Below are 25,770 nucleotides of genomic sequence, written 5' to 3' on the forward strand. Positions count from 1 at the left end.
AAAAAATTGTCAAGCCAACCTACAGAGCGATAAAATAATTCTATCAAAGGAGATGTAAATAAGTTGGAGACAGTGCAAATGCAAAATCCATTTCCCGGTATGAATCCGTATTTAGAACAACCTGAATTATGGCATCAAGTACATAACCGTTTGATTGTCGCTATAGCTGATGATTTAACTCCTCAAATTGCCCCTCAATACAGGGTTTCTATTGAGGAGCGAGTTTACACAAGTGTGGATGATATTTTTCTAGTGGGAATTGCTGATGTAGCTGTTGCGAAAAGAAATAATAATGCAGAAACTGGGACAACTTTAACTACTACAAAACTAGCAGAACCTAGTAAAGTTAAAGTTCCCATGTATGAAGAGGTAATTGAGCGATTTTTGGAAGTGAAAGCCACACAAAGCCGGGAAGTAGTGACTGTAATTGAAATACTTTTTCCCAAAAATAAACGCTCTAAGGAAGGTAGAACTGTTTACGAAAACAAGCGACAAAAAATTTTAGCATCTGCTACTAATTTAGTGGAAATTGACTTATTGAGATTAGGTGAATCTTTACCAATTCTAGGAGCAACTAAAAGCGATTATCACATTTTAGTTAGCCGCAGTCATCAACGACCAGATGCAGACCTTTACAGTTTTGATTTACAAGATCCTATTCCTGTGTTTCCCGTTCCTTTGCGTTCAGGAGAAAATGAACCTGTGATTGATTTACAGAGGTTACTTAATGAAATCTATGAACGGGCTAGATTTGATTTAGCAATTGATTATTCACAAGTTCTAAAACCTGCTTTATCTTCTGATCAGGAAGCTTGGGTAAGGGAGATTTTGGATAATATGTAGACAGTGTAATTATAGGTGATGCTTTAGCTTGCGACCTTTCCTAAAAAACTGTCGAAAGAATTGGTATTGATTAACCCATTTTCTATCAATACTCGACGTACAGCTACCAAATGCACAGGTTGAACATAAGCCTGTTGTGCGTTAAGTTGGTAAAATGACCAAATTTCCTGACAATGGATATTGATAGATTTGCTGAGAACCTGTTGTTGGAACTTTTGTAAAACCTATCTTGAAAAGCAACTGTTCTAGGTCAGTAAATGGAATATCTTTAACCATGATTTCGATATTTGATTATGTTTTTAATTTCCTCCATAGCATCTTGATAATCTGTTTCCTTACCTTCTTTTTGATATATATTTGCGGCTGTTTGAAAATCTTTAATTGCACCCTGCTTGTCTCCTAATGTAAAACACACCTGCTCATTTACGTGGTCGAGTTGCGGCTATTAATAGTTTGTTTATTATTAGTGCGTCCAATGAGTTGGGGGTTTTGAATCTGGCGCGGTTGCGGCTTTATTCGGACCTGTTTTCTCTGTGGTTAGTGGGGGAATAGGTACGATTTTGGCGGTGGTTGTGACGGCGATGATTTGGCCGGAAATCCTCAAGTTGGGGGCGTTGCATGAGGATTTATAGGGGAAATAGTCTCACGCAAATACGCAAAGAAAGAAGGAGTCTGAGAAATGAACTATTCATGACTTCTCTGGTTGAAAGTTGATGAATAATGAATTACATTAAAAATAATACAATATAATGTTGTGCATTATTGAGGTAATTTCATGAGTACCACGAGTTTTCGGCTTGATGATGACTTACAAGAGAAACTTGAAATCACTGCCAACCGTACTAAGCGTTCTAAAGGTTGGATAATTAATGATGCTCTCCGTCGGTATATTGAGCAGGAAGAACTTAAACAAAGGATATTGGAAGAAACTCAAGAAGCCTTAGCTGATATTGAAGCCAGTCGCGTGGTATCAGGAGAAGAGGTGATGAAATGGTTGGAGACTTGGGGAACTGCGGCTGAAACTAAGGCTCCTTTGCTATGAAATTAGCGTTTTCGGAAAGTGCAGTTCAAGATTTGATTCGTCTACGAGAGTTTATCGCAGTTCATAATCCCAAAGCGGCAGAACGCATATCTCTGCGGCTGCGACAAGCGATCGCAAAACTTGTACTGCATCCCGATATAGGGCGTTCTATACCGGAGTTTGAAAATGTCCGTGAACTTGTAGCTGGTGATTATGTTGTGCGATATTTACGTCTTGAGGATGGGATTTTTGTATTAAGAATATGGCACGGTAAGGAGTTTCGTGATTTTGGGTAAAAACTGAATCAGGTTAGAAAAAGCTCACACAAACTTGTATAATTCTATATGTTATGTTTATCTTGAGTAACCCAGTATGACTCAGCACCCAGAAATAGATTACAAGCACGTTTTATCTGAACTTTCGGTTAACCGTAAGAGGGTGTTTGAAAAGTTTTTGGCAGTCAAAATTTAAGCAAGTCGCCTCACCATAATACGGATTATGGCAAGGTAGATAAAAGTCTCAGAGGTTTCGGGTAATAACTCATAATCTCTGACTAATCGCCGACACCCCATCAACCAACCGTAAGTGCGTTCCACCACCCAACGTTTTTTGAGTAAAGGAAGGCCCCTTGGTCTGCTCTGGTCGAAGAACTACCTGAATAATCCAACGACAAAAATCCATGTCCCACTGCATAAACGGCTCACCGTCAAAACCACCATCTACCCAGATAGTTGTCAGACGAGATACCTGGTGTGGAGATTTTTGAAGGACTTACGCAAAATATCTATCTCTCAAAACCTCATCTTGTATATGTACTACAAATTGAAGTGCGGAATGTGGGTTATAAATTCCTTTGATTTTTTCAACCACAATAATCGTAGAAATCAGGAGTGGTAGGGGCGAAGGATTCGGGCGACTAATTATAAATTTTTGTCCAAGGCTATTTTACCAACGCTTTGCCCTTACGACTCCTGACTCCTGACTCCTAACTCCTGATGTATTTACTTGACTTGACGTTCTAGGCTGGCCTCCATGGTACTAGTGAGAAAATGACCTGCTAAGATACCGCTAGTCAGGTAATAACTATCTTCTGAAATCTGGTGTAAAGTTTCAAAACCGCTGCGACGTTCGCGATCGCCCAGGACCCAATAACGCTGTACGATGGTATCTGGGCAAATCCAACCTTCACCTTCAATCTGTCCAAATATATTATGCTGAAGCAAAAAAGTATATTGGCGATCGCCTTCATGCAGTCTACCTTTATATTGGCAAGATATTTCTGAACGATCGCTACCAGGAAACACCAACTTTGTCGCCATAGAAAACCAATCATCACGATCCCAAACTACCAAAGTCATACCTTTAAAGCTGATCGGCATACTATTTCTTTCCAACCAACTTCCTTGCATGATCCAGCGTCCTGGTTGCAACAAAAAACTGTGAGCCACCTTATAAATTCCTTTGATTTTTTCAACAACAATAATCTTAGGAGTCAGGAGTCAGGAGTTATTGATTTTGGATTTTGGATTTTGGTCAAGCAGTGAGTTCTTGGGGGTTTCCCCATGAGCAACTGCTGTTAGCGTAACGTGCCGGAGGCATCACCCGAAGGTATTGTTTTTGTGATTTCCAATCTAAAATCTAACATCTAAAATCTAAAATTTTCCTCACTTATCACCTGTCACCGGATGTACTTCTCCTAAAACCACTTCTTGATCTGCTCCAGTTGCAACGGGTAAATTACCAGGAAGACCTAACTGTCTCCAGTAGGCTAAAATAGCGAAAGCGATCGCTTCTTTAAACTCTGCACTTACCCCGGCTTCATCTGTAGTTAAAACTTTTACTGATTTCAACAATAGCTCTAACCTGTGTTTTAAGTAAAGATTCTGACTACCCCCTCCACATAATAATAAACATTTTGGCATTCGCGGTAAAAAAGCATGGTAACTATTAACAATCGAAGCAGCCGTGAGTTCTGTAATTGTTGCCAGCACATCTGCTGGACTAAGTTGATATGCTTGACAGTCTTGTAAACACTGATGTAGATAAGTTACACCAAATAACTCCCGACCAGTAGATTTAGGAGGTGGTAAACGAAAATAATCTTGACTTAGCCATTTTTCTACCAATGGATAACAGGGACTACCACTAGCAGCCCAACTACCATTTTCATCATAACTTTTAGCACCATTGCTAAAATATTGCACTGCCAAATCCAAGAGACTATTTCCAGGACCAGTATCCCAACCACGAATTTGATTTAACCAGTCATCACGCCGGGGAGGTAGATAAGTTACATTACCAATACCACCAACATTTTGAATACAACGTGCTTCCTGGGGATGACTCAGTAAATAGGCATCGACTCTAGGAACAAGAGGCGCACCATGACCACCAACAGCAATATCAGCCACACGGAAATTACTAATAGTAGTAATACCTGTCAGGCGAGAAATTAAAGCACCCCGGCCAAGCTGCAAACTGTAACCTAATGATTGGGGATAGGGGAATGGTGACTGATGACTGGGTAAAATATTTGCTGAAACAGAATTTTCTGAAATAGAAAATCCTGGAGGTCGATGGTAAACAGTTTGACCGTGAGAACCGATAAGGGTGGCAGGGGGATAACCGACTTGAATATTTTGGGCTGCTTGGGCAAAAACAAGAGCGATCGCATCATCTATGGCTGCCAGTTCTGCCATTGAGATAGGCGCACCACCACAGATCGCCAATATTTTTTCTCGTAGTGCAGCAGGGTAAGGATAGGTTTTCCCGGCTAATAATTCAACTTTCAGATCCAAATCTGTACCAACAATTTCTACCAAGGCAGCATCTATCCCATCCACAGATGTGCCACTCATTAAACCTATAACACGAGTCGGGTGCATTGACAGAGATTCTGGTGTGATTTTAAAAAGTAGTTTAACTTAAATGTTACCTTGATGAAAACCATTTATACAATCGTGAATCTGTTAATTCCTGATTTAACCAATATTCTGACTCCTGACACCTGACTTTTAAATTTCTAATTTTTCCCAGTGGCAATAATATGTAAATCAATATTTTTTAGCAAACCCACCAATTTTTGAATTAAAGAACCTTTCAGCAGAATTTCCCAACGAGAACGCCTACTCGCACCAATAACTATCTGAGTAATACCATATTTTTCTGCGACTTCTACAATTGCCTTAGCAATATTACTATTACTTACCCGAATAAAAATTCCATTAAATTCTTTACATAAATTTTCACAAATATCAACGTGTAGGCTTTCTTCTTTAGTTAGAAAATGGTCAGGATTAGCCACAAATAAAACATACAAAGGAGCATTTATATAACCAGCTAATCTTGCGCCCCGACGTAAAAGTTGTACAGAATTAGGGTAAGTAGATACACAAACTAAAACTCTTTCGTGAACACTAAAACTTTGACTTTTCTGTATACAAGCAATGGCATCTTCTTCTACACTATCAGCAACTTCCCGTAAAGCTAATTCTCGTAAAGCGATTAAATTACGTCTTTGAAAAAAGTTATCTAAAGCTGATTTAATTTGATCATGGGCATATATTTTGCCTTCTAATAACCTTTCTTCCAAAGTTTCTGGTGTTACATCTACAACAACTACCTCATCCGCCACTTCTAAAAGTTTATCGGGGACTCGCTCACGCACAACTACACCCGTAATTCTTGCTACTATATCATTAAGACTTTCCAGGTGTTGAACATTCATAGTTGAGTAGACATCAATACCTGCTGCCAAAACAACTTCCACATCTTCATAACGTTTTTCTCGTGGTGAACCAGGAACATTAGTATGGGCAAGTTCATCGACTAATACTAATTGAGGACAACGGTTAATAATTGCCTGAGTATCTATTTCTGGTAACATTAAATCACCAAGAGACCATAATTTTGGCGGTATGATTTCTAAACCTTCAGCTTTTTCTGCCGTTTCTTTTCTACCATGAGTTTCTAACAGTCCGATAACAACATCAATACCTTCCTGTTTGAGCGCGTGTCCCTCTTCCAACATTCGATAGGTTTTACCTACCCCTGGAGCCATGCCAATAAAGATTTTGTGTTTTCCTCGTCCTTGGAAATACATAGAATCAGTGTTAATTGATTATTAATTTTCCTGACGGTTAATTTCTTGCAAATCTAGAGCATAATTTAAACGCAAAACATTAACTCCTGGTTCACCAAAAATACCTAAAAATCTGCCATCAGTATACTTATTAATTAAAGGGATAATTTCATCTTCTTTAATACCCCGTGCTTGTGCAACTCTGGCTAACTGCTGACGTATTGCCTTCAAAGAAATATGAGGATCTAAACCAGAACCAGAAGAGTAAATTAAATCAGCCGCAGGTTGTATATTTTCATCTTGAAACTGAGTTGCTTCTTCAATAATTCTCTTAGTTAGTTCTGAATTACTAGGAGCAAGATTACTACCCCCTGATATACCAGTTGGTCTAGCTATTCTACCTTGGCTATATCTCACAGCACTGGGACGACTCTGAAAATATTTATCTGATGTGAAAATTTGACCAAGTAAAGAGGAACCTATTGGTTCAGCGTTTATATTTAAAACAATGCTGCCATTAGCTGAAGAAGGGAAGGCGAACTGACCAAAGCCTAATATTGCTACAGGATAAATAATTGCTGTTAACAACCAAAGTAATAAAATCATCCGCATAGCGCGGATAGTTTCTCGAATAAACACCATAATTGGTAATTGGTAATTGGTAATTGGTGATTGGTAATTGGTGATTGGTAATTGGTGATTGGTAGTTGGTAATTGGTAGTTGGAAAAAATAAAATTGATTACCCAGTCGCCAGTCACCAATCACCAGTCACCAGTCCCCGATTAAGCTAAACCTGCAACTGTAATTAGCATATCTATGAATTTAATAGCAATAAATGGAGCAATTACACCACCTAAGCCATAAATAAAAATATTGCGTTGCAGAAGTTGATTGGCTGTTAAAGGCCGAAATTTGACACCCTTCAATGCTAAAGGAATCAAAATCGGAATAATCAAAGCATTATAAATCAGTGCCGATAATACAGCCGAATTCACACTGGTTAACTTCATAATATTCAAGCCTTGTAAATTAGCAGCTGCAAAAATTACTGGTATAATGGCAAAATATTTAGCAATGTCATTGGCGATAGAAAATGTCGTCAATGCCCCACGAGTAATCAATAATTGTTTACCAATACTAACGATATCAATGAGTTTGGTAGGATCAGAGTCTAAGTCCACCATATTAGCAGCTTCCTTAGCAGCTTGAGTACCCGTATTCATGGCTACACCAACATTAGCTTGAGCTAAAGCAGGAGCATCATTAGTTCCATCTCCGGTCATGGCCACCAGTTTACCTTCTGCTTGTTCCCGCTCGATGACGCTGATTTTATCTTCTGGTGTAGCTTCGGCGATAAATTCATCTACTCCTGCTTCTTTAGCAATAACAGAAGCGGTGATGCGGTTATCTCCAGTTAACATCACGGTACGGACTCCCATGCGCCGCAGTTGCTCAAAACGTTCGCGGATACCGGGTTTAACAATATCTTTGAGATAAATCACCCCATAGATTTCATTATCGAGACAAACAGCTAAAGGCGTACCTCCTTGATGAGAAACTTCCTCATAAGCATTATCTAATTCTGGAGTTTCCCGTCCATTGCGAGAACGAACAAAGCCTTTAATTGCCCCCACCGCACCTTTTCGTGCCTCATGTCCACCAGGAAAGTTAGTGCCACTGATGCGGGTTTTGGCAGAAAATTCTACTCCTTGGGCTTGTTTGCGGTCTATATCAAATTTTGCGCCAAATTTTTCTGCCAAGCGGATAATAGATTTACCTTCTGGAGTATCGTCAAAGATACTGGCAGCTAAAGCCACATTAGCAATTTCCGACATTGAGTGACCGTTGATGGGTATAAAAGCTTCTGCTAAACGGTTTCCCAAAGTGATTGTACCTGTTTTATCTAAGACTAAAGTATTTATATCTCCACAGACTTCCACTGCCTGTCCTGAAGTAGCAATGATGTTAAATTGGGCGACTCTATCCATACCCGCAATACCAATAGCACTAAGTAAACTGCCAATGGTGGTAGGTATAAGTGCAACCAAAAGAGCAATTAATACGGTAACGCTCACAGGACTGTTGACATAGTAGGCAAAGGCGGGCAAGGTGGCGACTACAAACAAAAATGCCAAGGTCAGCACTGACAGTAAAATTGTTAAAGCAATTTCATTAGGTGTTTTAGTGCGTTCTGCCCCTTCTACTAAGTTGATCATCCGGTCAATAAATCCTTTACCGGGGTCAGCAGTAATACGGATGATTAATTCATCGGAGATAATGCGCGTCCCACCGGTTACAGAACTGGCAACATCTGAACCTGATTCTTTGAGGACTGGGGCTGATTCACCGGTAATGGCTGATTCATCAACAGAAGCGACACCCATAATCACTTCCCCATCGGCGGGGATGATATCACCAGCAACTACATGAACGGTATCGCCTTTTTTCAGTTCCGTGGAAGGGATTTCTGTGATTGTGCCATCGACGACAATTTTTTTGGCTATGGTTTCTGAACGGGTAGATCGTAAAGCATCGGCTTGGGCTTTACCTCTTCCTTGTGCCAATGCTTCAGCAAAATTGGCAAAAAGCACAGTTAAAAATAAGATAACTGTAACTAAACCGTTGAAAAGCTGGGGGTTTTTCTGGGTGACGGGTCCAAATATGGGGGGATAAATTGTGGCAGCTAGGGTAATGACTGTTCCCAACCACACCAAAAACATGATGGGATTTTTAATGGCATATTGGGGAGATAGCTTCACAAAGGTATCTCTCATTGCCCTGATGTAGAGTCCTTTGGTACTAATCCGCCGTGTTTTTTTACGTTTGATACGGCGATCGCGGGGACGCAAACGAGAAGATTTCGGTCTTGGGGTAGTTGCAGCAGAGTTCATAAAGGGTGATTGGTGATTGGTGATTGGTGATTGGTGATTGGTAATTGGTGATTGGTAATTCAATTTTGGATTTTGGATTTTGGATTTTGGATTGTTTTTGTTATCCCCAATCTAAAATCTAAAATCTAAAATCTAAAATTTTTCTCCCAGTCACCAGTCACCAGTCACCAGTCCCCAGTACCCTAACTTCCAGATGCTAATTTTAAACCTTCGGCGACTGGACCAAGGGCTAAAACTGGGAAGAAAGTGAGGACGGCTAAAATTATGGCTACAAAAGCTGTAACGCTGGTAAATAGGAAAGAGTCGGTTTTGAGAGTACCACGAGTTTGGGGAACTTTTGGTTTACGGGACATACTATCAGCTAATAGGATCAGGGCAATAATGGGAATGTAACGCCCTGCTAATATGCTGAAACTGCTACTCAAGTTCCACCATAAAGAGTTGTCTTTCAATCCCTCTAGTCCAGAACCATTGTTAGCTGCCGCTGATGCGTATTCATAAACTACTTGGGAAATACCGTGAAAACCGGGGTTACTGATTCCTGATAGGGATATGGGATAAGCTAGGGCGATCGCACTAGGGACTAATACCATGATCGGATGAATTAGTAGGACGACGCTGGCCAGAAATATTTCCCGTTGTTCTATTTTGCGTCCTAAAAATTCGGGGGTGCGTCCTACCATTAACCCAGTTATAAAGACGGTCAGGATCAGATAAATAAATAGGTAGGCTGTTCCTGTTCCTTGTCCTCCCCAAATTATCTGTACAAATAAATTGAATAAGCTAGAAAATATACCTTGGGGCATTAAGGAATCGTGCATTCCGTTAATTGCACCGGTCATGGTAGCAGTGGTTGTCACCGCCCAAAATGCTGTTTCTGCCCAGCCAAATCTTACTTCTTTTCCTTCTAAATTCGGTAGTTCTGTATTTAAAGCTTGGTTAATAATGGGATTTCCTTGCAGTTCACCCACTGCTGTAACCCAGATCATAACTATGAAGATTACAAACACCATCCAAAACAGTAACCAAGTTTGTTTCTGGTTATTGGCAAATACACCGTAGGTATAAATTAAGGATGAGGGAATTGCCATCATGGCAATGATTTCTAGTAAATTAGAAGCACCATTGGGATTTTCAAAGGGATGGGCTGAGTTAGCTGCAAAAAAGCCGCCGCCGTTGTTGCCTAACAGTTTGATCATTTCAAAGGAAGCAACAGGACCTCTGGCTATGTACTGTGTTCCTCCGTCTAGGGTTTGGACAACTAAAGTACCTTCTAATGTTTGTGGTACACCTAAAGCCAGGAGAGCGATCGCCCCAATAATTGAAAGGGGCAACAATATCCTAGTAATGGCAAGGGTAATATCAACGTAAAAATTCCCTAACTTTCGACCTGTTAACCCCCGAATAAATGCTATTCCTACTGCTAAACCAGTTGCTGCTGAGGTGAACATTAAAAAGCCTAAAGCTGCTGTTTGGCTAAAATAGCTTAATGTTGTTTCCCCTATGTAATGTTGCTGGTCAGTGTTAGTCAAAAAGGATATGGTAGTATGTAGCACTGTATCCCATGTAGGCATTACTAAACCGTTGGGATTCCAAGGCAGTATTCCCTGAAAAGAGATTAGTAAATACACAGAAATTGCCATGATCAGGTTACTACTGATAACTGCCCGGATATACTGCCAAGCTGTCATCTCCTCTTTTTTACTTACACCCCCCACTAGGTAGAAAATTTTTTCTATCGGGTTCATGATGGGATCAAGTATTGTGCTTTCTCCCAAAAAAACACGGGCTATGTATTGTCCCAATCGGGGTGTGATAGCTATGACAATACATAGGGTTAACGCAATTTGTAAAAAACCTTGTCCCATTTATTTATTACTCGATTACACTGAAGTTCTAGCCAGTCAATATTGAAAAATAATACCTAAACTATTGGTAAATTTGATTGCTAAGATTGGATGATGTCTGAATATCACCTCAATTTATCAATCTTGTTGCATTAGTTTTTGAATGTTTGTTGAATTTGTATTTAAGAATATTTCAATTTTACTTAATTGACACTCTTGCAAGAATATAAAAAAATCGTGATATTTTTCTTACAATAACACTGTCAATTCGTATAACTTTACACTCTTTTAACAACCTAACCCTTTGACGCTCCCCGCCTTAAAAGGACGGGGATTCTTGTTTCAATGAGCATCCTTACCCAAACTTGTTACCAAATCTGGGTAGAGGGTCATTTCTCCACAAGCGATAAGAACTGAGGTTAGCAGATGATTATATTCTATATTTCCGAATTTGAGGAAAAATCCTGATTGTTTAAGAGGATGTCTAAGAAGTATCAGGTTTTGTTGAGATCCCCCCAACCCCCTTAAAAAGGGGGGCTAAATTCTTCAAAGTCCCCCTTGAAAAGTGGGATTTAGGGGGATCTGCGAATGTTGGATACCGCAGGAAAAAGTTTTCAGACATCCTCTAAGCATATTCTATACATTCTAGGACTTACGCAACTGGCATATTTCTCTGTTCGTAGTAAGCGATTTATCGCTTATTTTTGGCACTAAAGTGCCTACTACAGACTTAAATTTAGACTTTCCTTGTGACACTTGCGTAAGTCCTGCATTCATTTAGTCTGTAAAAACACAATATGATTATTTACATTATATTGATGGGGTCTACATCAATGGTGAGGCTGACTGCGGCAGAATTACTAATCTTTCTGATTTCTTCCCAATCTGGTAAATTAGGCAGTGTATCAGGCGCAAATTTCAATAATATTTGCCACCGATAACGATTAGCTACTCGTAGAATACTAGCTGGTGCTGGTCCTAATATCTCTAATCCTTCTTGTTCGCTAAAATTTGTCGCTATTAGTTGGGCTGTATTTTCCACTTTTATGGGATCAGAGCTACTCAAACGCAATAATATTAATCTGCCATAGGGGGGATAATTAAGTGCTTCCCTTTGTTCTAATTCTGCATCACAAAAAGATTGATAATCATGGGTTTTCACGGCTTCAATAACTGGATGTTCTGGGGTGTAGGTTTGGATAATTACTCTACCGGGATCTTCTCCTCTTCCCGCCCTTCCTGCAACTTGGGTTAAGGTTTGAAAAGCTCTTTCACTAGCGCGATAATCTGATAAATGCAGCAACCCATCAGCTGCAACTACTCCTACTAGGGTAACTTGGGGTAAGTCTAAACCTTTAGTTAACATTTGTGTACCCACTAATAAGTCTGCTTCACCGTTGGCGAATTGGCTGATCAGGGTGCGGTGTGCGCCTTTTTTGCGGGTGGTGTCGCTATCAAAACGAATTGGTTTAATGTGGGGAAATTGGCGTTGTAGTTCCTGGGTTACTCTTTGAGTACCACTACCAAAGAATTTGAGGTAGGGTGAACTACATTGAGGACAGTTTTTAGGATGTGGTTGACCATAATTACAATAATGACATTTTAATAACTGGGGTGCGCCTTCTTCTACATGATGATAAGCCAAGGATACATCACAGTTGGGACATTCCAGCACATAACCACAGCTACGACAGGAAACAAAGGTGCTATGTCCCCGACGATGAATAAATAATATTCCCTGTTGTTTTCTTTCTTTTAATTCTTCTAAAGCTTGTTGCAGGGATCGACTAAATATTGATCTATTTCCCTCTTTCAACTCTTGACGCATATCCACTATTTCTATAGGTGGTAGGGGTTTGGAGTTGATGCGTTGTGGGAGAGATAGGTATTGGGGACTGGGAACTGGGTTATTAACTTCCCCCTGCTCCCTGCTCCCTGCTCCCCTGCTTTCTTTGATACTTACCCAACTTTCAAGGGAGGGGGTAGCAGAACCTAAAATTAGGGGGCAGTTTTCTAATTCTGCACGCCATTGGGCTACTGTACGGGCGTGATAGGTGGGTATGGGTGAGTCTTGTTTAAAGCTGCTGTCGTGTTCTTCGTCGAGGATAATTAATCCTAAGTTGGGTAATGGGGAAAAAATGGCGCTGCGTGTACCGATGACTACTTGCGGTTCTCCGGTAAACATTTGTCGCCAGGTGTCGTAGCGTTCACCGTCGGAAAGGGCGCTGTGATAAACTTGCACTTTGTTACCAAAACGGGCGCGAAATCTGTCTGTGAGTTGGGGTGTAAGTCCAATTTCTGGGACTAATACTAATGCTGATTTTCCTTGGTTGAGTAGGGGGGCGATCGCTTGTAGGTAAACTTCGGTTTTTCCTGATCCTGTTACCCCATGTAATAAAATTTGTGCAAATCCATTTAATGATTTGATGGTTTCTAAAGCATTAGTTTGGGCTGGTGTTAATAATTTGGCTTGATCCCCGGCTATTTTGGGTCCTTGTTCTCTGCGTAGTTTTTCCCGTTCTTCAATGACAATACAACCTTTTTGTTCTAATCCTCTTAAAGTAGGTAGTGTAGTTTGACATATTTCTACACACTCTGTCACCCATAATTCACCACCATGATCTCCCAGTATTTTCAATATTTCTTGTTGCCGTTTAGTGAGATTCATGTATCTTCCATGATCAACTAGTGTTACTGCTAGTTTCATTTGTGGTTTAGATTGGGTGAATTTGAAATAGCTTTCTGCCCAGTTTCTATCTATTAATTGTTTTTTTGCCCCATAAAAACCTTTGACTTGACGTTTGAGGTATTGAAAACTGTAATCTCCATCTGGTTGCGATTCGAGTATTTTCAGTATTTCTTTGGCAGCTTGGGAACGTAAAAATTCGGCTGCACCATTGGGAATATTTTCTGGTTTTAGCCGCAGACGACTTTGCGATCGCCCTAATAATCCTGGTGGTAATGCTACCCGAATGACTTGAATTAATGGTGTGTAGTAATAGGCGGCGATGCGATTCAGTAATTCCCAATAGATGCTAGAGAAAAATTCTTTGCTGACTACATCTTGTACTTCCCGAATTTTCTCTAGTCCTAAATTTGCTGGTGGTTGTGATAATAAACGAATCGCTATTCCTCCTACCTGTTGCGCTCCAATGGGAACTGTTAAAATATCCCCCGGTTTAATATCTAAATGTTCTGGTATCTTATAAATCAATAGGTCTTTGTTAGATAGTTCATCAACTGATAACTCCTGTTCTGGTATGACATCATTTAATAAGTTTTTTTCTAATGTTTCCTCAACTGTTTCATCAATTGCTACATTCTCTTCTGGTATCTTATTTGTCTTAAATGTTAAGAGTTTTGACAAATCCACTAATACTTCAATCCAAGGATAAAGATTTGTTTTGGACTGGTATGATGATCCTGGTTCAGCTAATACTAGAGTGGATAAACTTAAATCCTGAATATACATAATTTTTGGCTTTTTCAAGAGATATTTGCTCACCCAAATGGATAAACTTAGTCGAGATTACTTAACTTTAACTTTTTAAGTTTACTACAAGTAAACTGTATTTGGCAATACTTTTATTACTCATGATAGTTGATAACTTTGTTTATATGTAATCTTATAGACAAAATAATTTCTAAAATACGTGCAATAAATATTTTATGCTAACTACACAAATGAAAGTATATCCGATAATAATGAGTTGTTTTTGTCTACTAAATAGGTAGTAGATTTTTTCCACCTATTGATAGATATTCAATAGTTTTTGTATGTGAGATGCTTTGATACAATCAAGATTGTCCGGATTTTAAGCTACCATTTTTGTAATTTGGATCATTTGGGAAGCTTTAACTTAGGAAGCTTTAACTTTTTTACTCCAAATCAAACAAAACTTCATGGAAATACATAAAAATTTAACGTATAGGGTCTTTAGATGGAATTTTTATATTTGTTAAGCTGGAGAATGTTTGAGGGGTGTTTGACATATTTGGTGATGAAGAAAAAAATTAGAAATATGTCTGCTGGTAGTGGGAAAAGATGGTATTTTGGGTGCAAAGACCATATAAATTGTATCTAGATGTAACCAAGATATGGCAGACAGATACATATTTTCCTTCCGAATCAAGAATTTTCAAGAAGATTGTATTTGGCTGGGTAAATGGGTGTATATGTCGGTAAAAACTAACTATTCTCAAACGAGCAGCTGTCACTAAATTTATGTACCAAACCAAGCAACTATCCCAAAAGGAAACTATGAATCTTGCTGAATTGGGAACAATGGAAATACTAGATAACGCTGCTGATCATGATGAACCATCACTTGATAGTTTAGAAGCAGTAGTATTTGAAGACTCTTCAATTGTGGAAAATTTGGAGTCAGATGAACGAGATGGGGATGAAATGGCAGCGGCTCGTCCTTCGGGATATAATAAAACCGAACATGACGATGCTGTGGGCGCGTTTTTTAAGGAAATGGCGCGTTATCCTCTCCTTAAACCTGACGAGGAAGTAGAGTTGGCGCATAGGGTAAGATTTTTAGAAGAAGTAAAAGACTTACAAGCAGCTTTAGAAGCAGAACTGGGACACAACCCCAGCAAAAGCGAGGTAGCTGCTAAGTTTGATATGACGGAAAAACAACTGGAAAGTCGGTTGTATCAAGGTAGGGTAGCGAAGCGGAAAATGATTCGCTCTAACTTGAGATTAGTAGTATCTATTGCTAAACGATATCTTAATCGGGGAGTGCCTTTTCTAGATCTAATTCAGGAAGGGGCTATGGGTTTAAATCGCGCTACAGAAAAGTTTGATCCCGATAAGGGCTATAAGTTTTCGACTTATGCTTATTGGTGGATTCGACAGGCGATTACACGGGCTATAGCTAATGATGCCCGCACTATCCGCCTACCAATTCACATTGTTGAAAAACTCAACAAACTTAAAAAAGCCCAAAGAGAACTTAAACAAAAACTCGCTCGCAACCCGACAGAAGCGGAAATGGCCGAGTCGTTGGAAATAAGCGTTCAACAACTGCGTCAACTGCAACAACTACGCCGGCAAGCATTATCTTTAAATCACCGTGTTGGTAAAGAAGAAGATACAGAATTGATGGACTTGTTGGAAGATGAAGATAACCAATCTCCAGAAGCAAAAATGAATGAAAATATGATGCGTCAGGAGATATGGGAGGTTTTAGGTGATGTTCTCACTCCCAGGGAAAAAGACGTAATTTCTTTACGCTATGGACTGACAACCAGCGAACCCTGTACTCTGGAAGAAGTGGGGAATATGTTTAACCTTTCCCGTGAACGAGTGCGGCAAATTCAAAGTAAAGCGATGCGAAAATTACGCCGTCCTCATATCGCTAAACGTTTAAAAGGTTGGTTAATTTAGGGCAGGAATCAGGAGTCATTAGTCATTAGACCTCTCCAAAATAGAATGTATTAATTTGTCATAAGTTGTAGGGGCGAAGCATTTGGGCAATAATTTAACGGAAAAATCAGACATCTAGATATCCCAAATGCTTCGCCCTGCCCCCATAAATAGGTTCCATAATTTCTTTTCTGGAGATATCTATTAGTCATTAGTCATTAGTTAAGAAAAATTACACACTTAGCTATAAACTATTTATAGACGTTGAACTATAAGCTAAAAACTAATGACTTTTGGTAGTGATTTAATGATCAGGTTTGCTGAACCTGGAGATAGTGCTGTGTTGTTTGAATTGATACAGGGCTTGGCAGAATATGAAAAATTATCTGCTGCTGTTACTGGTAATGCAGAAACATTAAACGATCATTTATTTGGTGAACGAAAATATATAGAGGCGATTTTAGCAGAAGTCGCAGGTAAAGCTGTGGGTTTTGCTTTATTTTTTCACAATTATTCTACATTTCTCACCAAGCCAGGAATTTATTTAGAAGATATTTTTGTTTTACCTGAATATCGTCGTCAAGGTATTGGTAAAGCACTGCTGACTAAATTAGCAAAAATAGCTGTTGAAAGAAATTGTGGGCGCTTAGAATGGAGTGTTTTAGATTGGAATGTTTCCGCACAGGAATTTTACCGGACTATGGGGGCTGATATTTTAGAAGATTGGCGAATTTGCCGAGTCAGTGAACCAGCAATTACTAGATTAGCGAATCAATAAACATCTTTTCACCTAAGCATTCAGCCTTCATCAGTCGATTTCCGGCAGTAAAAGCCTAATTATTAGCATTAATGTTAGCATTTTTTAGATATGAATTTTTAATTTTTAGTTAAAAAATGATTTTTTGGCTAATTAAATTTGGGTTTAATATAAATTAATATATATTCCCAACCATTGCAATAATAAGTCTTACATCTATTATGCTCAATAATTTAGTTCAATTTTTACAGTTATTCTTTTGATTTATACAAGACAATAAAAAGAGAATTATGGAGCAATTACCTCCTAATCAGCAATTGTTGTAGAGAGAACACAAAATGAAAAAGATTATTTCTGTATTACTATTAGGCATCACTATCTTCACCTTTGCCTTCATTAATCCTGCTTTCGCTGCTGACACTGGTGCTGGAGAAAAAATATTTACAGCTAATTGTGCTTCTTGTCATGCAGGTGGTAAAAATTTAGTTAATGCTGCTAAAAGTTTGAGTAAGGCAGACTTAGAAGAGTACAATATTTACTCTGAATCTGCTATTATTGCTCAAGTTACAAACGGTAAAAATGCTATGCCAGCTTTCAAAAATAATTTGTCAGCTGATGATATTGCCAATGTAGCTGCTTACGTCATGGAAAAAGCGGAAGCTGGCTGGTAAATAGATTTGTCAGTGAGTTAATAATAGTTATACCTGAAAGGGTAAGACAAGAGATTCCCAACTGTTTTGGCAGTTGGGAATCATGCTTGATAATTCAAAAATTATGAATCAGAATCACTATTTAGCGGTTGCTGAAAAAGTGATCTGTAGAGGCTAGGAAACACTGACCTTTACATAAATTTACATTTACTGCAAACCCGTGATATAAAAAGAACGTCAGGTAAATTTTGCCAAAATTACCTCCAAGTTTTACAGCTTGTCGTTTGACTCATACAACAGAATCCAAAGAAAATTATGAAGCATATTGCACCAACTCAACGATTGTTGTAGAGAGAACACGAGATGAAAAAGATAATTTCCGTATTACTGTTAGGCATAACCATCTTCACTTTTGCCTTCAGTAGTCCCGCTTTAGCGGCAGATGCGGCTGCTGGAGCTAAAATATTTAGTGCTAATTGTAATGCTTGTCATGCGGGGGGTAAAAATGCAGTCAATCCTGCCAAAACCTTGAGTAAAGCAGATTTGGAAAAGTATGGTATGTACTCTGCTGAAGCTATTATTACTCAAGTTACAAATGGTAAGAATGCGATGCCAGGCTTTGGTAAGCGTATAAAACCTGAGCAAATTGAAAATGTAGCTGCTTATGTGTTGGAACAAGCAGATAAAAATTGGAAGTAATACAATTTACTTTCTGAATTGAAATAATTATTGGCGGGGCTTTTTGTCTCGCTAATTAATCCAATTATTAGATAAGTAGAAACAACTAATAAATTATAAAAACATAAACAATAATTAAAATATGGGTTTATCGAGCGTAATTTTAGATCAGCGAGAAAAAGAAGCTACAGCACTGAAATCTTTTTTAATTTACAGTCTCATTGGTTCTTTAGCTTTACATATTGGGGTTTTAGCTTTAGGGATTGGCAAATTTATACAAAGAGTTTCTCAAACTCAAGAAGAACCAATTGAAATCACAATTGTGGAAACTGTTCCGGAAATAATAGCCAAACCACAAGAGATAAAAAACTCTCAACCAAAGATAAATTCTGCTAGTGGTGGTAGTGGTGGTAGTGGTGGTAATAACAATTTTAAAAGTTCTCTTCCAGAAAAAACTACCTTGAGTGTGAGTAACGCTGCTATTCAACCTATAGTTAAACAACCCCAACTGAAAACTACTCAAAATTTTGTTGTCAAACAACGCCAAACACTAACTATTCCTGAAAAGACGATAACACAACCAAGTTTAACAACTACACCTATTGCTAAAACTATTCCTGAACCGACGACAACACAACCAAGTTTAACAACTACACCTATTTCAAAAATAACTGAAAAAATAACTGAAAAAGTAGAAACTGAAACAACCACTCAACCCACAGTTGAACAACCTGAACAAACTGTCATACCAGATACAAAACTTTCAAATGTTCCAGCACCAAAGTTAATAACTCCTAGCAGTGTTAGTGTTAGTTCCAACAATACTTCTACTACTTCATCTAGTCAAAATAGTTTAAGTAATTTAGGTAATCGTTTGCGGTCTGGTTTAAGTAAAGGTACAGAAAATGGGACTGGAAATGGTGAGGGTAGCGGTACTGGAGATGGTATTGGAAATAGTGCAGGTAAAGGTACTGGAAATGGTATTGGAAATGGTGCAGGTAAAGGTACTGGAAATGGTATTGGAAATGGTGAGAGAAATATTGCGATCGCCCCAAAACCACGTTCTGTCAATGGTACAAAATTAAATCGTGCAGATTGTATTAGATGTGATATCAAATATCCCGATAAAGCCAGAAGGCGGGGTATAGAAGGTCGTGCTGAAGTTGCTCTTGATACGGATACTAATGGTAATGTTACCTTTGTGCGGTTAATTCGTTCTAGTGGTGATAGTGAACTAGATGAAGCTGCTCAACAAGCTGTACAAGAGTGGAAATTAACACCTTTAGATGGTGGTAGACAAGGTGTGAGAGCATCAATTAATTTTGCGATCCAAGGGTCACAGCGTCATCGTCAAATCAAAGAAAGACAAAGAGAAAGACAGAGAGAAGCTTCTCAACCAAAACCAAAAATTACCAATCCTCAAGAATCTACATCTTCACTAGAACCAGTCAAATCTGATACAGAAAATCAGGTTGATGAAAGTAAAACCCAGGAAGTAACACCACCTGATTCTACCTCTTCTGAGTCTAATAGTGATTCAGAAAATAATTAGGTGATCTGAAATATGACAGCTTGTCTTTTGACAGTTTTTATATAAACAGAGAGAATACTTACATTTGTTTTTACCAAGTGTGAGTTGAGAAAGATGAATAATAATTTTGTTTTCCTGCCAGTTTTTTTACTGAGTTTACTGGTAGCTTTTCCTGCTGTCGCTAATAATAATAAAACTAAAGATCAGGTAGTAAATTCAGATATTCCTAGTTTAAATGAAATTCAACTACCTGCCACAAATGCGAACTTATTAACTCAACAACCTGCGGAAACAGAAGTTAAAAAAGACACAGAAACAGATTTAACTCCTACAGAACCTACAGAGGATACAGATATTTCCATTGAAGCGATAGGAGAAAAAGACGCTTTACCCGAATCTACACCAACTCATGTAATTGAAAAAGAAGAAATCGCAAAACAAGGTGCTACTAGCGTTGCTGATGTTTTAAAAAAAATGCCTGGTTTTGCTATTAATAATGTGGGACATGGTGCTGATATTCACACCGGAACATATTATCGCGGTGCTTCGATTAATCAATCTGTATTCTTAATTAATGGCAGACCATTTAATAATGATATTAGCACCTATCATGGTGGAACTGACTTAAATAGTATTCCTGTGGAGACAATTGAAAGGGTAGAATTATATAGCGGTGCGGCTTCATCTTTATATGGTTCTTCGGCTTTTGGTGGAATTGTGAATATTATCACCAAAGAAGGTTTTAGAAAGCCCAAATTAACTGGTAGTGCAGAATTTGGATCTTTAAATTTAAATAATCAACAGGTTACTTATTCTGGTTCAACTAATAAAGTAAAATACAATTTCAGTTTTGAAAGATTCTTTATAGACAACCGTTATCGTGTTCCTGTGGGTGCAGCAAATCGTAATCCTGCGGATGGTTATTTATTTAATGCTGATACTGCCACCAGTACCTATTTTGGTAGTATTGGTTTAGATTTAGATGCTAAAAATTCTGTGAATTTAGATGTTACTGCTCTCAGTAGTCGTCGGGGATTAATTTATTTTGGTTTTCCTTTGCAAAGAGATAGATTAGACCATGATAGTTTAAATGTTGGTTTATCTTGGAAAACTCGACTGGGTAAGGATAACGATTCAAATTTAACAACTACTATCGGTTATAATCAAAATTACTTTAGTACATACGGACCGGGAACAGGAGGAACAGTTTATCGTACAGGAATTTTAGATACTAAACAAATTACTACTAGGGTAGATCATGAGTGGAAACTGAGCGACAATAATCAATTGCGTTGGGGTTTAGATTTAAAAAACACTGATTTAATAGGTGATGTTGTCAGTATAGGTAATCTTGCTGATAAAAATGAAAAGGAAGATAGAAGTGTTTTAAATACGGCTTTGTTTGCGGTAAATACTTGGAAAGTTAGTGATGATTTTCTGATTGATTTGGGTTTAAGACAAAGCTTTGACAGTCAGTTTGATAGTTATTTCAATCCTAGTTTTGGTTTCCGTTATGCCATGAATCCTGTGGTTGCTGTCCGTGGAAGTTGGGCGGGGGCGCAACGTAATCCTGGTTTAGATCAATTATATGTTTTTGATAATGTTCATAATTGGAATCCAAACCCAAATTTAAAACCCGAAACTGGTTCTACTTGGACTGCGGGAGTGGATTTTAATTTATCTAGTAATTTGCTGGCGCAGTTGACTTATTTTGGTAGTAGTTTGGATAATCGTTTGGCTATTGATAATCGTACTAGAACATGGACAAATGTGGGTTTGGTAGATACTAATGGTTTAGAAGCTGCTTTGCAATTAAAATTAGCTCGTGATTGGTCTACTTTTATCAACTACACTTATACAGATGCCGAAATTAAAACGGGAACGGAAAAAGGGTTACAATTAGGTTTGATTCCTTATTCTTTGCTGCAAGGTGGAATTGGTTATCAAAAGAATGGATGGCAAGCTAATTTGTATCTGACTTATAATAGTGGTACTCGTCGCGCTTTGTTTACTAATACTGCTGCTGGTGAAAAAAATACAGATTTTTCACCTTCTTTTGTAAATTTAGATTTGAGTGGTCGTATTCCTGTGAGTCAAAATTTAGGATTGACTTTTTACTTGGAAAATTTGTTCGGTGAACAATATGAAAAGGTGAATCGTATCTATAGTCCTGGTTTTACTTTTCGTTTGGGGTTAACTTCTAGTATATAGTTGATTTTTAGATTCCCCCAACCCCCCTTAAAAAGGGGGGACTAAATTCTTTAAAGTCCCCCTTTTCAATGAGGTTTTAGGGGGATCTGAAAATATTTGATACATCATGAGAGACTTTTCAAACATCCTCTAAGAAGCTACCAGTTGATGTAACTCTTCTGGTGTTAAGTGAGAGTGTACAACTTTTCCATCACGAAACCAAACAATGCGATTGGTTTGACTAGCAACTTCCGTTTCATGAGTCACCATCACAACTGTAATTCCCGTGCTATTTAATTCACCAAAAATATCTAAAACTTCTTGAGTTGTGCGAGAGTCTAAAGCACCGGTAGGTTCATCTGCTAAGAGTACAACAGGACGGTTGACAATTGCACGAGCGATCGCTACTCTTTGTTGTTGTCCTCCTGATAATTGGGTAGGTTTATTATTCAAACGTTTTTCTAAACCAACTTTGATTAATGCTTCCGTTGCGCGTTCTTTTCTTTCTGCTGGTTTTACTCCAGAATATACCATTGGTAACATCACATTTTCTAAAGCTGTGAGTTGGGGTAATAAATGAAATTGTTGAAATACAAAACCCAGCTTTTTGTTTCTAATATGTGCTAAGTCCTGATCATTCATTTGGGCAACATTGATATTATCTAAATAATAATTACCAGAACTAGGACGATCTAAACAACCGATAATATTCATCGCTGTTGATTTTCCCGAACCAGAAGGACCCATAATGGCACAATATTCACCTTCATTAATTGCCAAGTTGATATTATTTAATGCGTGTACTTCTGTTTCCCCCATTCCGTAGACTTTAAAGATATTTTCTAGATGAATAATTTCTGGTTTTGGTTCAGAGTTAGGAGAAAGAGAATCGTTAAGAGTGAGAGTGTTAGACATAGAGATTTAATTTTCTAATGATTAGTTTACAAAAGTGGTTTTCTGTAATTATCATATTATAATGTAAATACAATCAAATGACAATTAATTAGGTCAGGTTGAAAAAGCCGAAATCCCAAAAACCGAGATCCTAGACTTCTTCAATAAGTCCGGGATCTATCCACAAACTTATTAACCCAATAGTGCAGCACCTTGAGAACATAATGGGAAAACATATCTTATGAATAACGACGATTTTTTAAAATATAATTGAATATGTAGAATTATACCCAAACAATAGCTGAAAAAGATTATGACAACTTCTCTTTATGAACGTGATTTCTTACTTTGGACAACAGATATAGTTAATAAATTAAAGTCCAAAGATTTTGAACACCTAGATTTAGAAAATTTAATTGAGGAAATTGAGAGTTTGGGAAGATCAGAAAAAAAAGAACTCAAAAGCCGACTTTTGGTTTTAATAGAGCATTTACTAAAAAGATTGTATGTCAACTCACCAGATAATTATCGGGGTTGGGAAATAACAATTAATGAACAAAGACGACAATTAGAATTAGAACTTGAAGATTCTCCGAGTTTGAAAAATATCTGGGATGAATCTTTTAATACAGCTTGGAGACTAGCAATTAAAGGAGTTAAAAAAGACTATCCACAAATCATATTTCCCGATATATGGCCATATTCTTCTGATATAGATTGTATGTTAGATTGTGATTTTTGGAAACTGTAAAAATTATGTTGGGCTTGATTAAATACTGGAAAATTATTCAAGCCTAACTACGAAATTTCTTACAGAAAAACAAGGAGCTTTATGATTATATGCTCATAGGTGAAGCCTCTAACTAAACTGTATAATCTTAATATTCTTAGGTCTTGTGTAACAGGCATCTTGCCTGTTAACCTTATATAAGTTAAATGCACAACAGCTTATCAAGCAGTTATGGGTACAAACCCCTCCCATTTTTCAGGTATTGGTAAGGAAAATCACCCCGTTGAGCGCGTTAATTGGCATCAGGCAACGGAATTTTGTCAAAAGCTGACTGAATACCTTAATAAACAGGGAATTAACGTCAAAATTACCCTCCCTAGTGAAACTCAATGGGAATATGCTTGTCGTGCTGGTACAACTACAAAATTCTGGTTTGGAAACAATGACAGCGAGTTAAAAAAACACGCCTGGTATAATGAAAATTCAGGTAGTCAAACCCATTCTGTGATAGAAAAAAAGGGTACTCATACTAATCCTTGGGGTTTAGTGGATATGCACGGTAATGTGTGGGAATGGTGCGCTGATTCCTGGACAGGTAATATTTCTGACTTGCATAAAAATGGTAAGTCGTATTTAAATACGCCTCAAACTAACAAGTCTCTGCGTGGGGGTAGCTGGTACAGCAATGGTAATAATTGCGCTTCTGGCTATCGCAACTACAATCTCGCGGGCTTCAACAGCCTCTACGGCGGTTTCCGTGTAGTATGTTTGTAGGGGCAATCCCCCTGTGGTTGCCCCGAAAATTTATGGTTGCCACAGGATTATTGCCTAATATTTGTAATTATGTGGTTGATGTAATATTTGTATTGATCAATAAATTGATTATTTGGATTATTGGGGCGATCGCATCACATCAAAATTCATGTAAAATTAATCATCAATCCGATAATTTACGGGATTTTTTTGGGCGATCGCATCACATCAAAATCCATGTAAAATCAATCATCAATCCGATAATTTACGGGATTTTTTTGGGCGATCGCATCACATCAAAATTCATGTAAAATTAATCATTAATCCGATAATATGTGGTTGCCCCAATAATTCCATTATGTGTTACAATCTTGAAGTAGTAGTTTTTTTAGATTATGAATAAAGTTACCTTAGAAATCCCTGAGCAATTAATGAATAACTTGCAAAATCAAACTGACTCTGTGCAAAATATTTTACTTAAAGCATTAGAAGAATATTTAGCAAAAGAGCAATTAGGTTTTCTCAAAACTAAAACATGGGAACTGTGTGGAAGTTTAGAAATTCCTAACCCCGAACCTGAATTTACTACCAAGGTTCAAGATTCAGAATTATCTACCAACTATGCAGAAATCAAATAGGAGTCCTATATGAGCAACCTAATCATAGAAATTCCTGAGCAAGTAACAGAAGTATTACGTATCCCTCCTGATGAACGTCTTAATCGAGTACGTATTGAACTAGCAATTAGACTTTATCAAAAAAGTATTCTTTCCTTTGGTAAGGCTCGTGAATTAGCTCAATTAACTAAATGGGAATTTCACGAATTATTAGGACAAGAAAATATTGAACGTCAGTATGATTTAGAAGAATTAGAAACCGATTTAGAAACTTTAGAAATATTACAATGAAAGCAATAAGTAACTCATCAGTTTTGATTGCTCTTAGTAGTATTGGACAATTAGAATTGATTAAGCAGAGATTTCCAGATGGTGTAATAATTCCCCAATCTGTGTGGAAAGAAGTTGTTGAAACAGGTACAGGAAGATCAGGTGCAGAAGAAGTATCAAGAGCTTCATGGTTAAGTATTTTTTCTGTTAGTAATACTTCTTTAGTCTCTTTATTAAGATTAGAATTAGATCAGGGAGAATCAGAAGCTATAACTCTTTTTATTGAACAACCAGCTCAAGCCATTTTACTTGATGAAAAAAATGCTAGACGAGTTGCAAAACGGATGAATTTACCTACATTGGGTACAGTGGGAATTTTAATTTGGGCTAAACAAAACGGATTAATTTCTAACTTAAAAGAACAACTAGATGCTTTACAAACTATTGGTAAATTTCGTCTAAGTTATTTAATTTATCAAGAAGCTCTTAGAAAAGTTGATGAATAATATTTACATTTAACAAGAAATTTTTGGAAAATGGAGTTTAGGGGCAAAAAATTTATCTGATTCACTTAGAAAAAATATAAATAAAATTAATCTTAAACAAATGCAAGAACCACCAATTATTCAAAAAACATATAAT

At 37.8% G+C, this 25,770-nt stretch carries 24 protein-coding genes and 2 pseudogenes; 16 read left to right on the forward strand and 10 right to left on the reverse strand.

Features of this window, described 5'->3' with window-relative positions:
* Nucleotides 1–78 precede the first annotated feature (78 nt).
* Nucleotides 79–843: a DUF4058 family protein gene (locus H5968_RS04735; RefSeq protein ID WP_187038989.1), complete on the forward strand. Its 765-nt coding sequence runs from the start codon at nucleotides 79–81 to the stop codon at nucleotides 841–843.
* Nucleotides 844–1,111: 268 nt separating this feature from the next.
* Here H5968_RS04735 and H5968_RS04740 read toward each other — a convergent pair whose 3' ends face one another.
* Nucleotides 1,112–1,258 carry a hypothetical protein gene (locus H5968_RS04740; protein ID WP_162501847.1) on the reverse strand — a complete coding sequence of 49 codons (147 nt, stop codon included), beginning with the start codon at nucleotides 1,256–1,258 and terminating at the stop codon, nucleotides 1,112–1,114.
* Here H5968_RS04740 and H5968_RS04745 point away from each other — a divergent pair.
* From H5968_RS04745 to H5968_RS04755, 3 genes and pseudogenes are all read left to right on the forward strand, one after another.
* Nucleotides 1,255–1,475: pseudogene (locus H5968_RS04745) on the forward strand (MFS transporter); the annotation flags it as partial. The gene H5968_RS04740 and the pseudogene H5968_RS04745 overlap by 4 nt on opposite strands.
* Nucleotides 1,476–1,618: 143 nt before the next feature.
* Entirely contained in the window at nucleotides 1,619–1,885 is a 267-nt protein-coding gene (locus tag H5968_RS04750; protein ID WP_096568974.1) for a CopG family ribbon-helix-helix protein, read from the forward strand.
* Entirely contained in the window at nucleotides 1,882–2,160 is a 279-nt protein-coding gene (locus H5968_RS04755) for a type II toxin-antitoxin system RelE/ParE family toxin (protein WP_187038990.1), read from the forward strand. Before H5968_RS04750 ends, H5968_RS04755 begins: the two co-directional genes overlap by 4 nt.
* A 171-nt stretch (nucleotides 2,161–2,331) precedes the next feature.
* On the opposite strand, the pseudogene H5968_RS26045 reads toward H5968_RS04755, so the two are convergent.
* From H5968_RS26045 to priA, 8 genes and pseudogenes are all read right to left on the reverse strand, one after another.
* Nucleotides 2,332–2,478 (reverse strand): annotated as a pseudogene (locus H5968_RS26045) (transposase); the annotation flags it as partial.
* 387 nt (nucleotides 2,479–2,865) lie between these two features.
* Nucleotides 2,866–3,312, reverse strand: a complete 447-nt coding sequence (locus H5968_RS04765) for a hypothetical protein (RefSeq protein ID WP_187038991.1) — start codon at nucleotides 3,310–3,312, stop codon at nucleotides 2,866–2,868.
* A gap of 216 nt (nucleotides 3,313–3,528) precedes the next feature.
* Nucleotides 3,529–4,749: an anhydro-N-acetylmuramic acid kinase gene (locus H5968_RS04770; RefSeq protein WP_187038992.1), complete on the reverse strand. Its 1,221-nt coding sequence runs from the start codon at nucleotides 4,747–4,749 to the stop codon at nucleotides 3,529–3,531.
* Between the two features lie 137 nt (nucleotides 4,750–4,886).
* Nucleotides 4,887–5,966 carry a universal stress protein gene (locus tag H5968_RS04775; protein WP_187038993.1) on the reverse strand — a complete coding sequence of 360 codons (1,080 nt, stop codon included), beginning with the start codon at nucleotides 5,964–5,966 and terminating at the stop codon, nucleotides 4,887–4,889.
* Between the two features lie 21 nt (nucleotides 5,967–5,987).
* Entirely contained in the window at nucleotides 5,988–6,587 is a 600-nt protein-coding gene (gene kdpC / locus H5968_RS04780) for a K(+)-transporting ATPase subunit C (RefSeq protein WP_187039026.1), read from the reverse strand.
* A 141-nt stretch (nucleotides 6,588–6,728) separates the two neighbouring features.
* Nucleotides 6,729–8,837 (reverse strand): potassium-transporting ATPase subunit KdpB, encoded by a 2,109-nt coding sequence (gene kdpB, locus H5968_RS04785; RefSeq protein WP_187039027.1) that lies wholly within the window; start codon nucleotides 8,835–8,837, stop codon nucleotides 6,729–6,731.
* Between the two features lie 182 nt (nucleotides 8,838–9,019).
* The gene (gene kdpA, locus H5968_RS04790) at nucleotides 9,020–10,705 is read right to left on the reverse strand and encodes a potassium-transporting ATPase subunit KdpA (RefSeq protein ID WP_187038994.1); all 1,686 of its coding nucleotides are present in this window, start codon (nucleotides 10,703–10,705) and stop codon (nucleotides 9,020–9,022) included.
* A gap of 784 nt (nucleotides 10,706–11,489) precedes the next feature.
* Complete coding sequence (gene priA / locus H5968_RS04795) at nucleotides 11,490–14,156, reverse strand: primosomal protein N' (protein ID WP_187039028.1); 2,667 nt, start codon at nucleotides 14,154–14,156, stop codon at nucleotides 11,490–11,492.
* Between the two features lie 753 nt (nucleotides 14,157–14,909).
* Here priA and H5968_RS04800 point away from each other — a divergent pair.
* The 6 genes from H5968_RS04800 (at nucleotide 14,910) to H5968_RS04825 (ending at nucleotide 21,885) form a co-directional block, all read left to right on the forward strand.
* Nucleotides 14,910–16,079: an RpoD/SigA family RNA polymerase sigma factor gene (locus H5968_RS04800; protein ID WP_187038995.1), complete on the forward strand. Its 1,170-nt coding sequence runs from the start codon at nucleotides 14,910–14,912 to the stop codon at nucleotides 16,077–16,079.
* A 265-nt stretch (nucleotides 16,080–16,344) separates the two neighbouring features.
* Entirely contained in the window at nucleotides 16,345–16,836 is a 492-nt protein-coding gene (locus H5968_RS04805) for a GNAT family N-acetyltransferase (protein WP_137667790.1), read from the forward strand.
* Between the two features lie 317 nt (nucleotides 16,837–17,153).
* Nucleotides 17,154–17,486: a cytochrome c6 PetJ gene (petJ, locus tag H5968_RS04810; RefSeq protein WP_096569028.1), complete on the forward strand. Its 333-nt coding sequence runs from the start codon at nucleotides 17,154–17,156 to the stop codon at nucleotides 17,484–17,486.
* Nucleotides 17,487–17,828: 342 nt separating this feature from the next.
* Nucleotides 17,829–18,164, forward strand: a complete 336-nt coding sequence (petJ, locus tag H5968_RS04815; protein WP_187038996.1) for a cytochrome c6 PetJ — start codon at nucleotides 17,829–17,831, stop codon at nucleotides 18,162–18,164.
* A 121-nt stretch (nucleotides 18,165–18,285) separates the two neighbouring features.
* The gene (locus tag H5968_RS04820) at nucleotides 18,286–19,695 is read left to right on the forward strand and encodes an energy transducer TonB (protein WP_187038997.1); all 1,410 of its coding nucleotides are present in this window, start codon (nucleotides 18,286–18,288) and stop codon (nucleotides 19,693–19,695) included.
* Nucleotides 19,696–19,788: 93 nt separating this feature from the next.
* Nucleotides 19,789–21,885 carry a TonB-dependent siderophore receptor gene (locus H5968_RS04825; protein ID WP_187038998.1) on the forward strand — a complete coding sequence of 699 codons (2,097 nt, stop codon included), beginning with the start codon at nucleotides 19,789–19,791 and terminating at the stop codon, nucleotides 21,883–21,885.
* A gap of 129 nt (nucleotides 21,886–22,014) precedes the next feature.
* On the opposite strand, the gene H5968_RS04830 is transcribed toward H5968_RS04825, so the two are convergent.
* On the reverse strand, nucleotides 22,015–22,779 hold the full coding sequence (locus H5968_RS04830; protein ID WP_222620557.1) for an ABC transporter ATP-binding protein: 765 nt from the start codon (nucleotides 22,777–22,779) through the stop codon (nucleotides 22,015–22,017).
* Between the two features lie 292 nt (nucleotides 22,780–23,071).
* Here H5968_RS04830 and H5968_RS04835 point away from each other — a divergent pair, with 292 nt between their 5' ends.
* The 6 genes from H5968_RS04835 to H5968_RS04860 all read left to right on the forward strand — a co-directional run bounded on the left by H5968_RS04835 (nucleotide 23,072) and on the right by H5968_RS04860 (nucleotide 25,634).
* Nucleotides 23,072–23,509, forward strand: a complete 438-nt coding sequence (locus tag H5968_RS04835) for a DUF29 domain-containing protein (protein ID WP_187038999.1) — start codon at nucleotides 23,072–23,074, stop codon at nucleotides 23,507–23,509.
* A gap of 210 nt (nucleotides 23,510–23,719) precedes the next feature.
* Nucleotides 23,720–24,262 carry a formylglycine-generating enzyme family protein gene (locus tag H5968_RS04840; RefSeq protein ID WP_187039000.1) on the forward strand — a complete coding sequence of 181 codons (543 nt, stop codon included), beginning with the start codon at nucleotides 23,720–23,722 and terminating at the stop codon, nucleotides 24,260–24,262.
* 32 nt (nucleotides 24,263–24,294) lie between these two features.
* Nucleotides 24,295–24,552 (forward strand): hypothetical protein, encoded by a 258-nt coding sequence (locus tag H5968_RS04845; RefSeq protein WP_187039001.1) that lies wholly within the window; start codon nucleotides 24,295–24,297, stop codon nucleotides 24,550–24,552.
* 84 nt (nucleotides 24,553–24,636) lie between these two features.
* Nucleotides 24,637–24,879: a hypothetical protein gene (locus H5968_RS04850; protein ID WP_187039002.1), complete on the forward strand. Its 243-nt coding sequence runs from the start codon at nucleotides 24,637–24,639 to the stop codon at nucleotides 24,877–24,879.
* A 9-nt stretch (nucleotides 24,880–24,888) separates the two neighbouring features.
* A complete protein-coding gene (locus H5968_RS04855) occupies nucleotides 24,889–25,149 on the forward strand; it encodes a UPF0175 family protein (RefSeq protein WP_187039003.1) in 261 nt (86 codons plus the stop codon).
* The gene (locus tag H5968_RS04860; RefSeq protein ID WP_187039004.1) at nucleotides 25,146–25,634 is read left to right on the forward strand and encodes a DUF3368 domain-containing protein; all 489 of its coding nucleotides are present in this window, start codon (nucleotides 25,146–25,148) and stop codon (nucleotides 25,632–25,634) included. The genes H5968_RS04855 and H5968_RS04860 overlap by 4 nt, the downstream gene beginning before the upstream one ends.
* Nucleotides 25,635–25,770 lie beyond the last annotated feature (136 nt).

The organism is Sphaerospermopsis sp. LEGE 00249 (assembly GCF_014299995.1).
Lineage (GTDB): Bacteria > Cyanobacteriota > Cyanobacteriia > Cyanobacteriales > Nostocaceae > Sphaerospermopsis > Sphaerospermopsis kisseleviana.

Coding starts and splice junctions, on each gene's coding strand:
- H5968_RS04735 (WP_187038989.1), top strand. CDS start 79: ATGCAAAATCCATTTCCCGGTATGAATCCGTATTTAGAACAACCTGAA.
- H5968_RS04750 (WP_096568974.1), top strand. CDS start 1,619: ATGAGTACCACGAGTTTTCGGCTTGATGATGACTTACAAGAGAAACTT.
- H5968_RS04755 (WP_187038990.1), top strand. CDS start 1,882: ATGAAATTAGCGTTTTCGGAAAGTGCAGTTCAAGATTTGATTCGTCTA.
- H5968_RS04770 (WP_187038992.1), bottom strand. CDS start 4,749: ATGCACCCGACTCGTGTTATAGGTTTAATGAGTGGCACATCTGTGGAT.
- H5968_RS04775 (WP_187038993.1), bottom strand. CDS start 5,966: ATGTATTTCCAAGGACGAGGAAAACACAAAATCTTTATTGGCATGGCT.
- kdpC (WP_187039026.1), bottom strand. CDS start 6,587: ATGGTGTTTATTCGAGAAACTATCCGCGCTATGCGGATGATTTTATTA.
- kdpB (WP_187039027.1), bottom strand. CDS start 8,837: ATGAACTCTGCTGCAACTACCCCAAGACCGAAATCTTCTCGTTTGCGT.
- kdpA (WP_187038994.1), bottom strand. CDS start 10,705: ATGGGACAAGGTTTTTTACAAATTGCGTTAACCCTATGTATTGTCATA.
- priA (WP_187039028.1), bottom strand. CDS start 14,156: ATGTATATTCAGGATTTAAGTTTATCCACTCTAGTATTAGCTGAACCA.
- H5968_RS04800 (WP_187038995.1), top strand. CDS start 14,910: ATGTACCAAACCAAGCAACTATCCCAAAAGGAAACTATGAATCTTGCT.
- H5968_RS04805 (WP_137667790.1), top strand. CDS start 16,345: ATGACTTTTGGTAGTGATTTAATGATCAGGTTTGCTGAACCTGGAGAT.
- petJ (WP_096569028.1), top strand. CDS start 17,154: ATGAAAAAGATTATTTCTGTATTACTATTAGGCATCACTATCTTCACC.
- petJ (WP_187038996.1), top strand. CDS start 17,829: ATGAAAAAGATAATTTCCGTATTACTGTTAGGCATAACCATCTTCACT.
- H5968_RS04820 (WP_187038997.1), top strand. CDS start 18,286: ATGGGTTTATCGAGCGTAATTTTAGATCAGCGAGAAAAAGAAGCTACA.
- H5968_RS04825 (WP_187038998.1), top strand. CDS start 19,789: ATGAATAATAATTTTGTTTTCCTGCCAGTTTTTTTACTGAGTTTACTG.
- H5968_RS04830 (WP_222620557.1), bottom strand. CDS start 22,779: ATGTCTAACACTCTCACTCTTAACGATTCTCTTTCTCCTAACTCTGAA.
- H5968_RS04835 (WP_187038999.1), top strand. CDS start 23,072: ATGACAACTTCTCTTTATGAACGTGATTTCTTACTTTGGACAACAGAT.
- H5968_RS04840 (WP_187039000.1), top strand. CDS start 23,720: ATGGGTACAAACCCCTCCCATTTTTCAGGTATTGGTAAGGAAAATCAC.
- H5968_RS04845 (WP_187039001.1), top strand. CDS start 24,295: ATGGTTGCCACAGGATTATTGCCTAATATTTGTAATTATGTGGTTGAT.
- H5968_RS04850 (WP_187039002.1), top strand. CDS start 24,637: ATGAATAAAGTTACCTTAGAAATCCCTGAGCAATTAATGAATAACTTG.
- H5968_RS04855 (WP_187039003.1), top strand. CDS start 24,889: ATGAGCAACCTAATCATAGAAATTCCTGAGCAAGTAACAGAAGTATTA.
- H5968_RS04860 (WP_187039004.1), top strand. CDS start 25,146: ATGAAAGCAATAAGTAACTCATCAGTTTTGATTGCTCTTAGTAGTATT.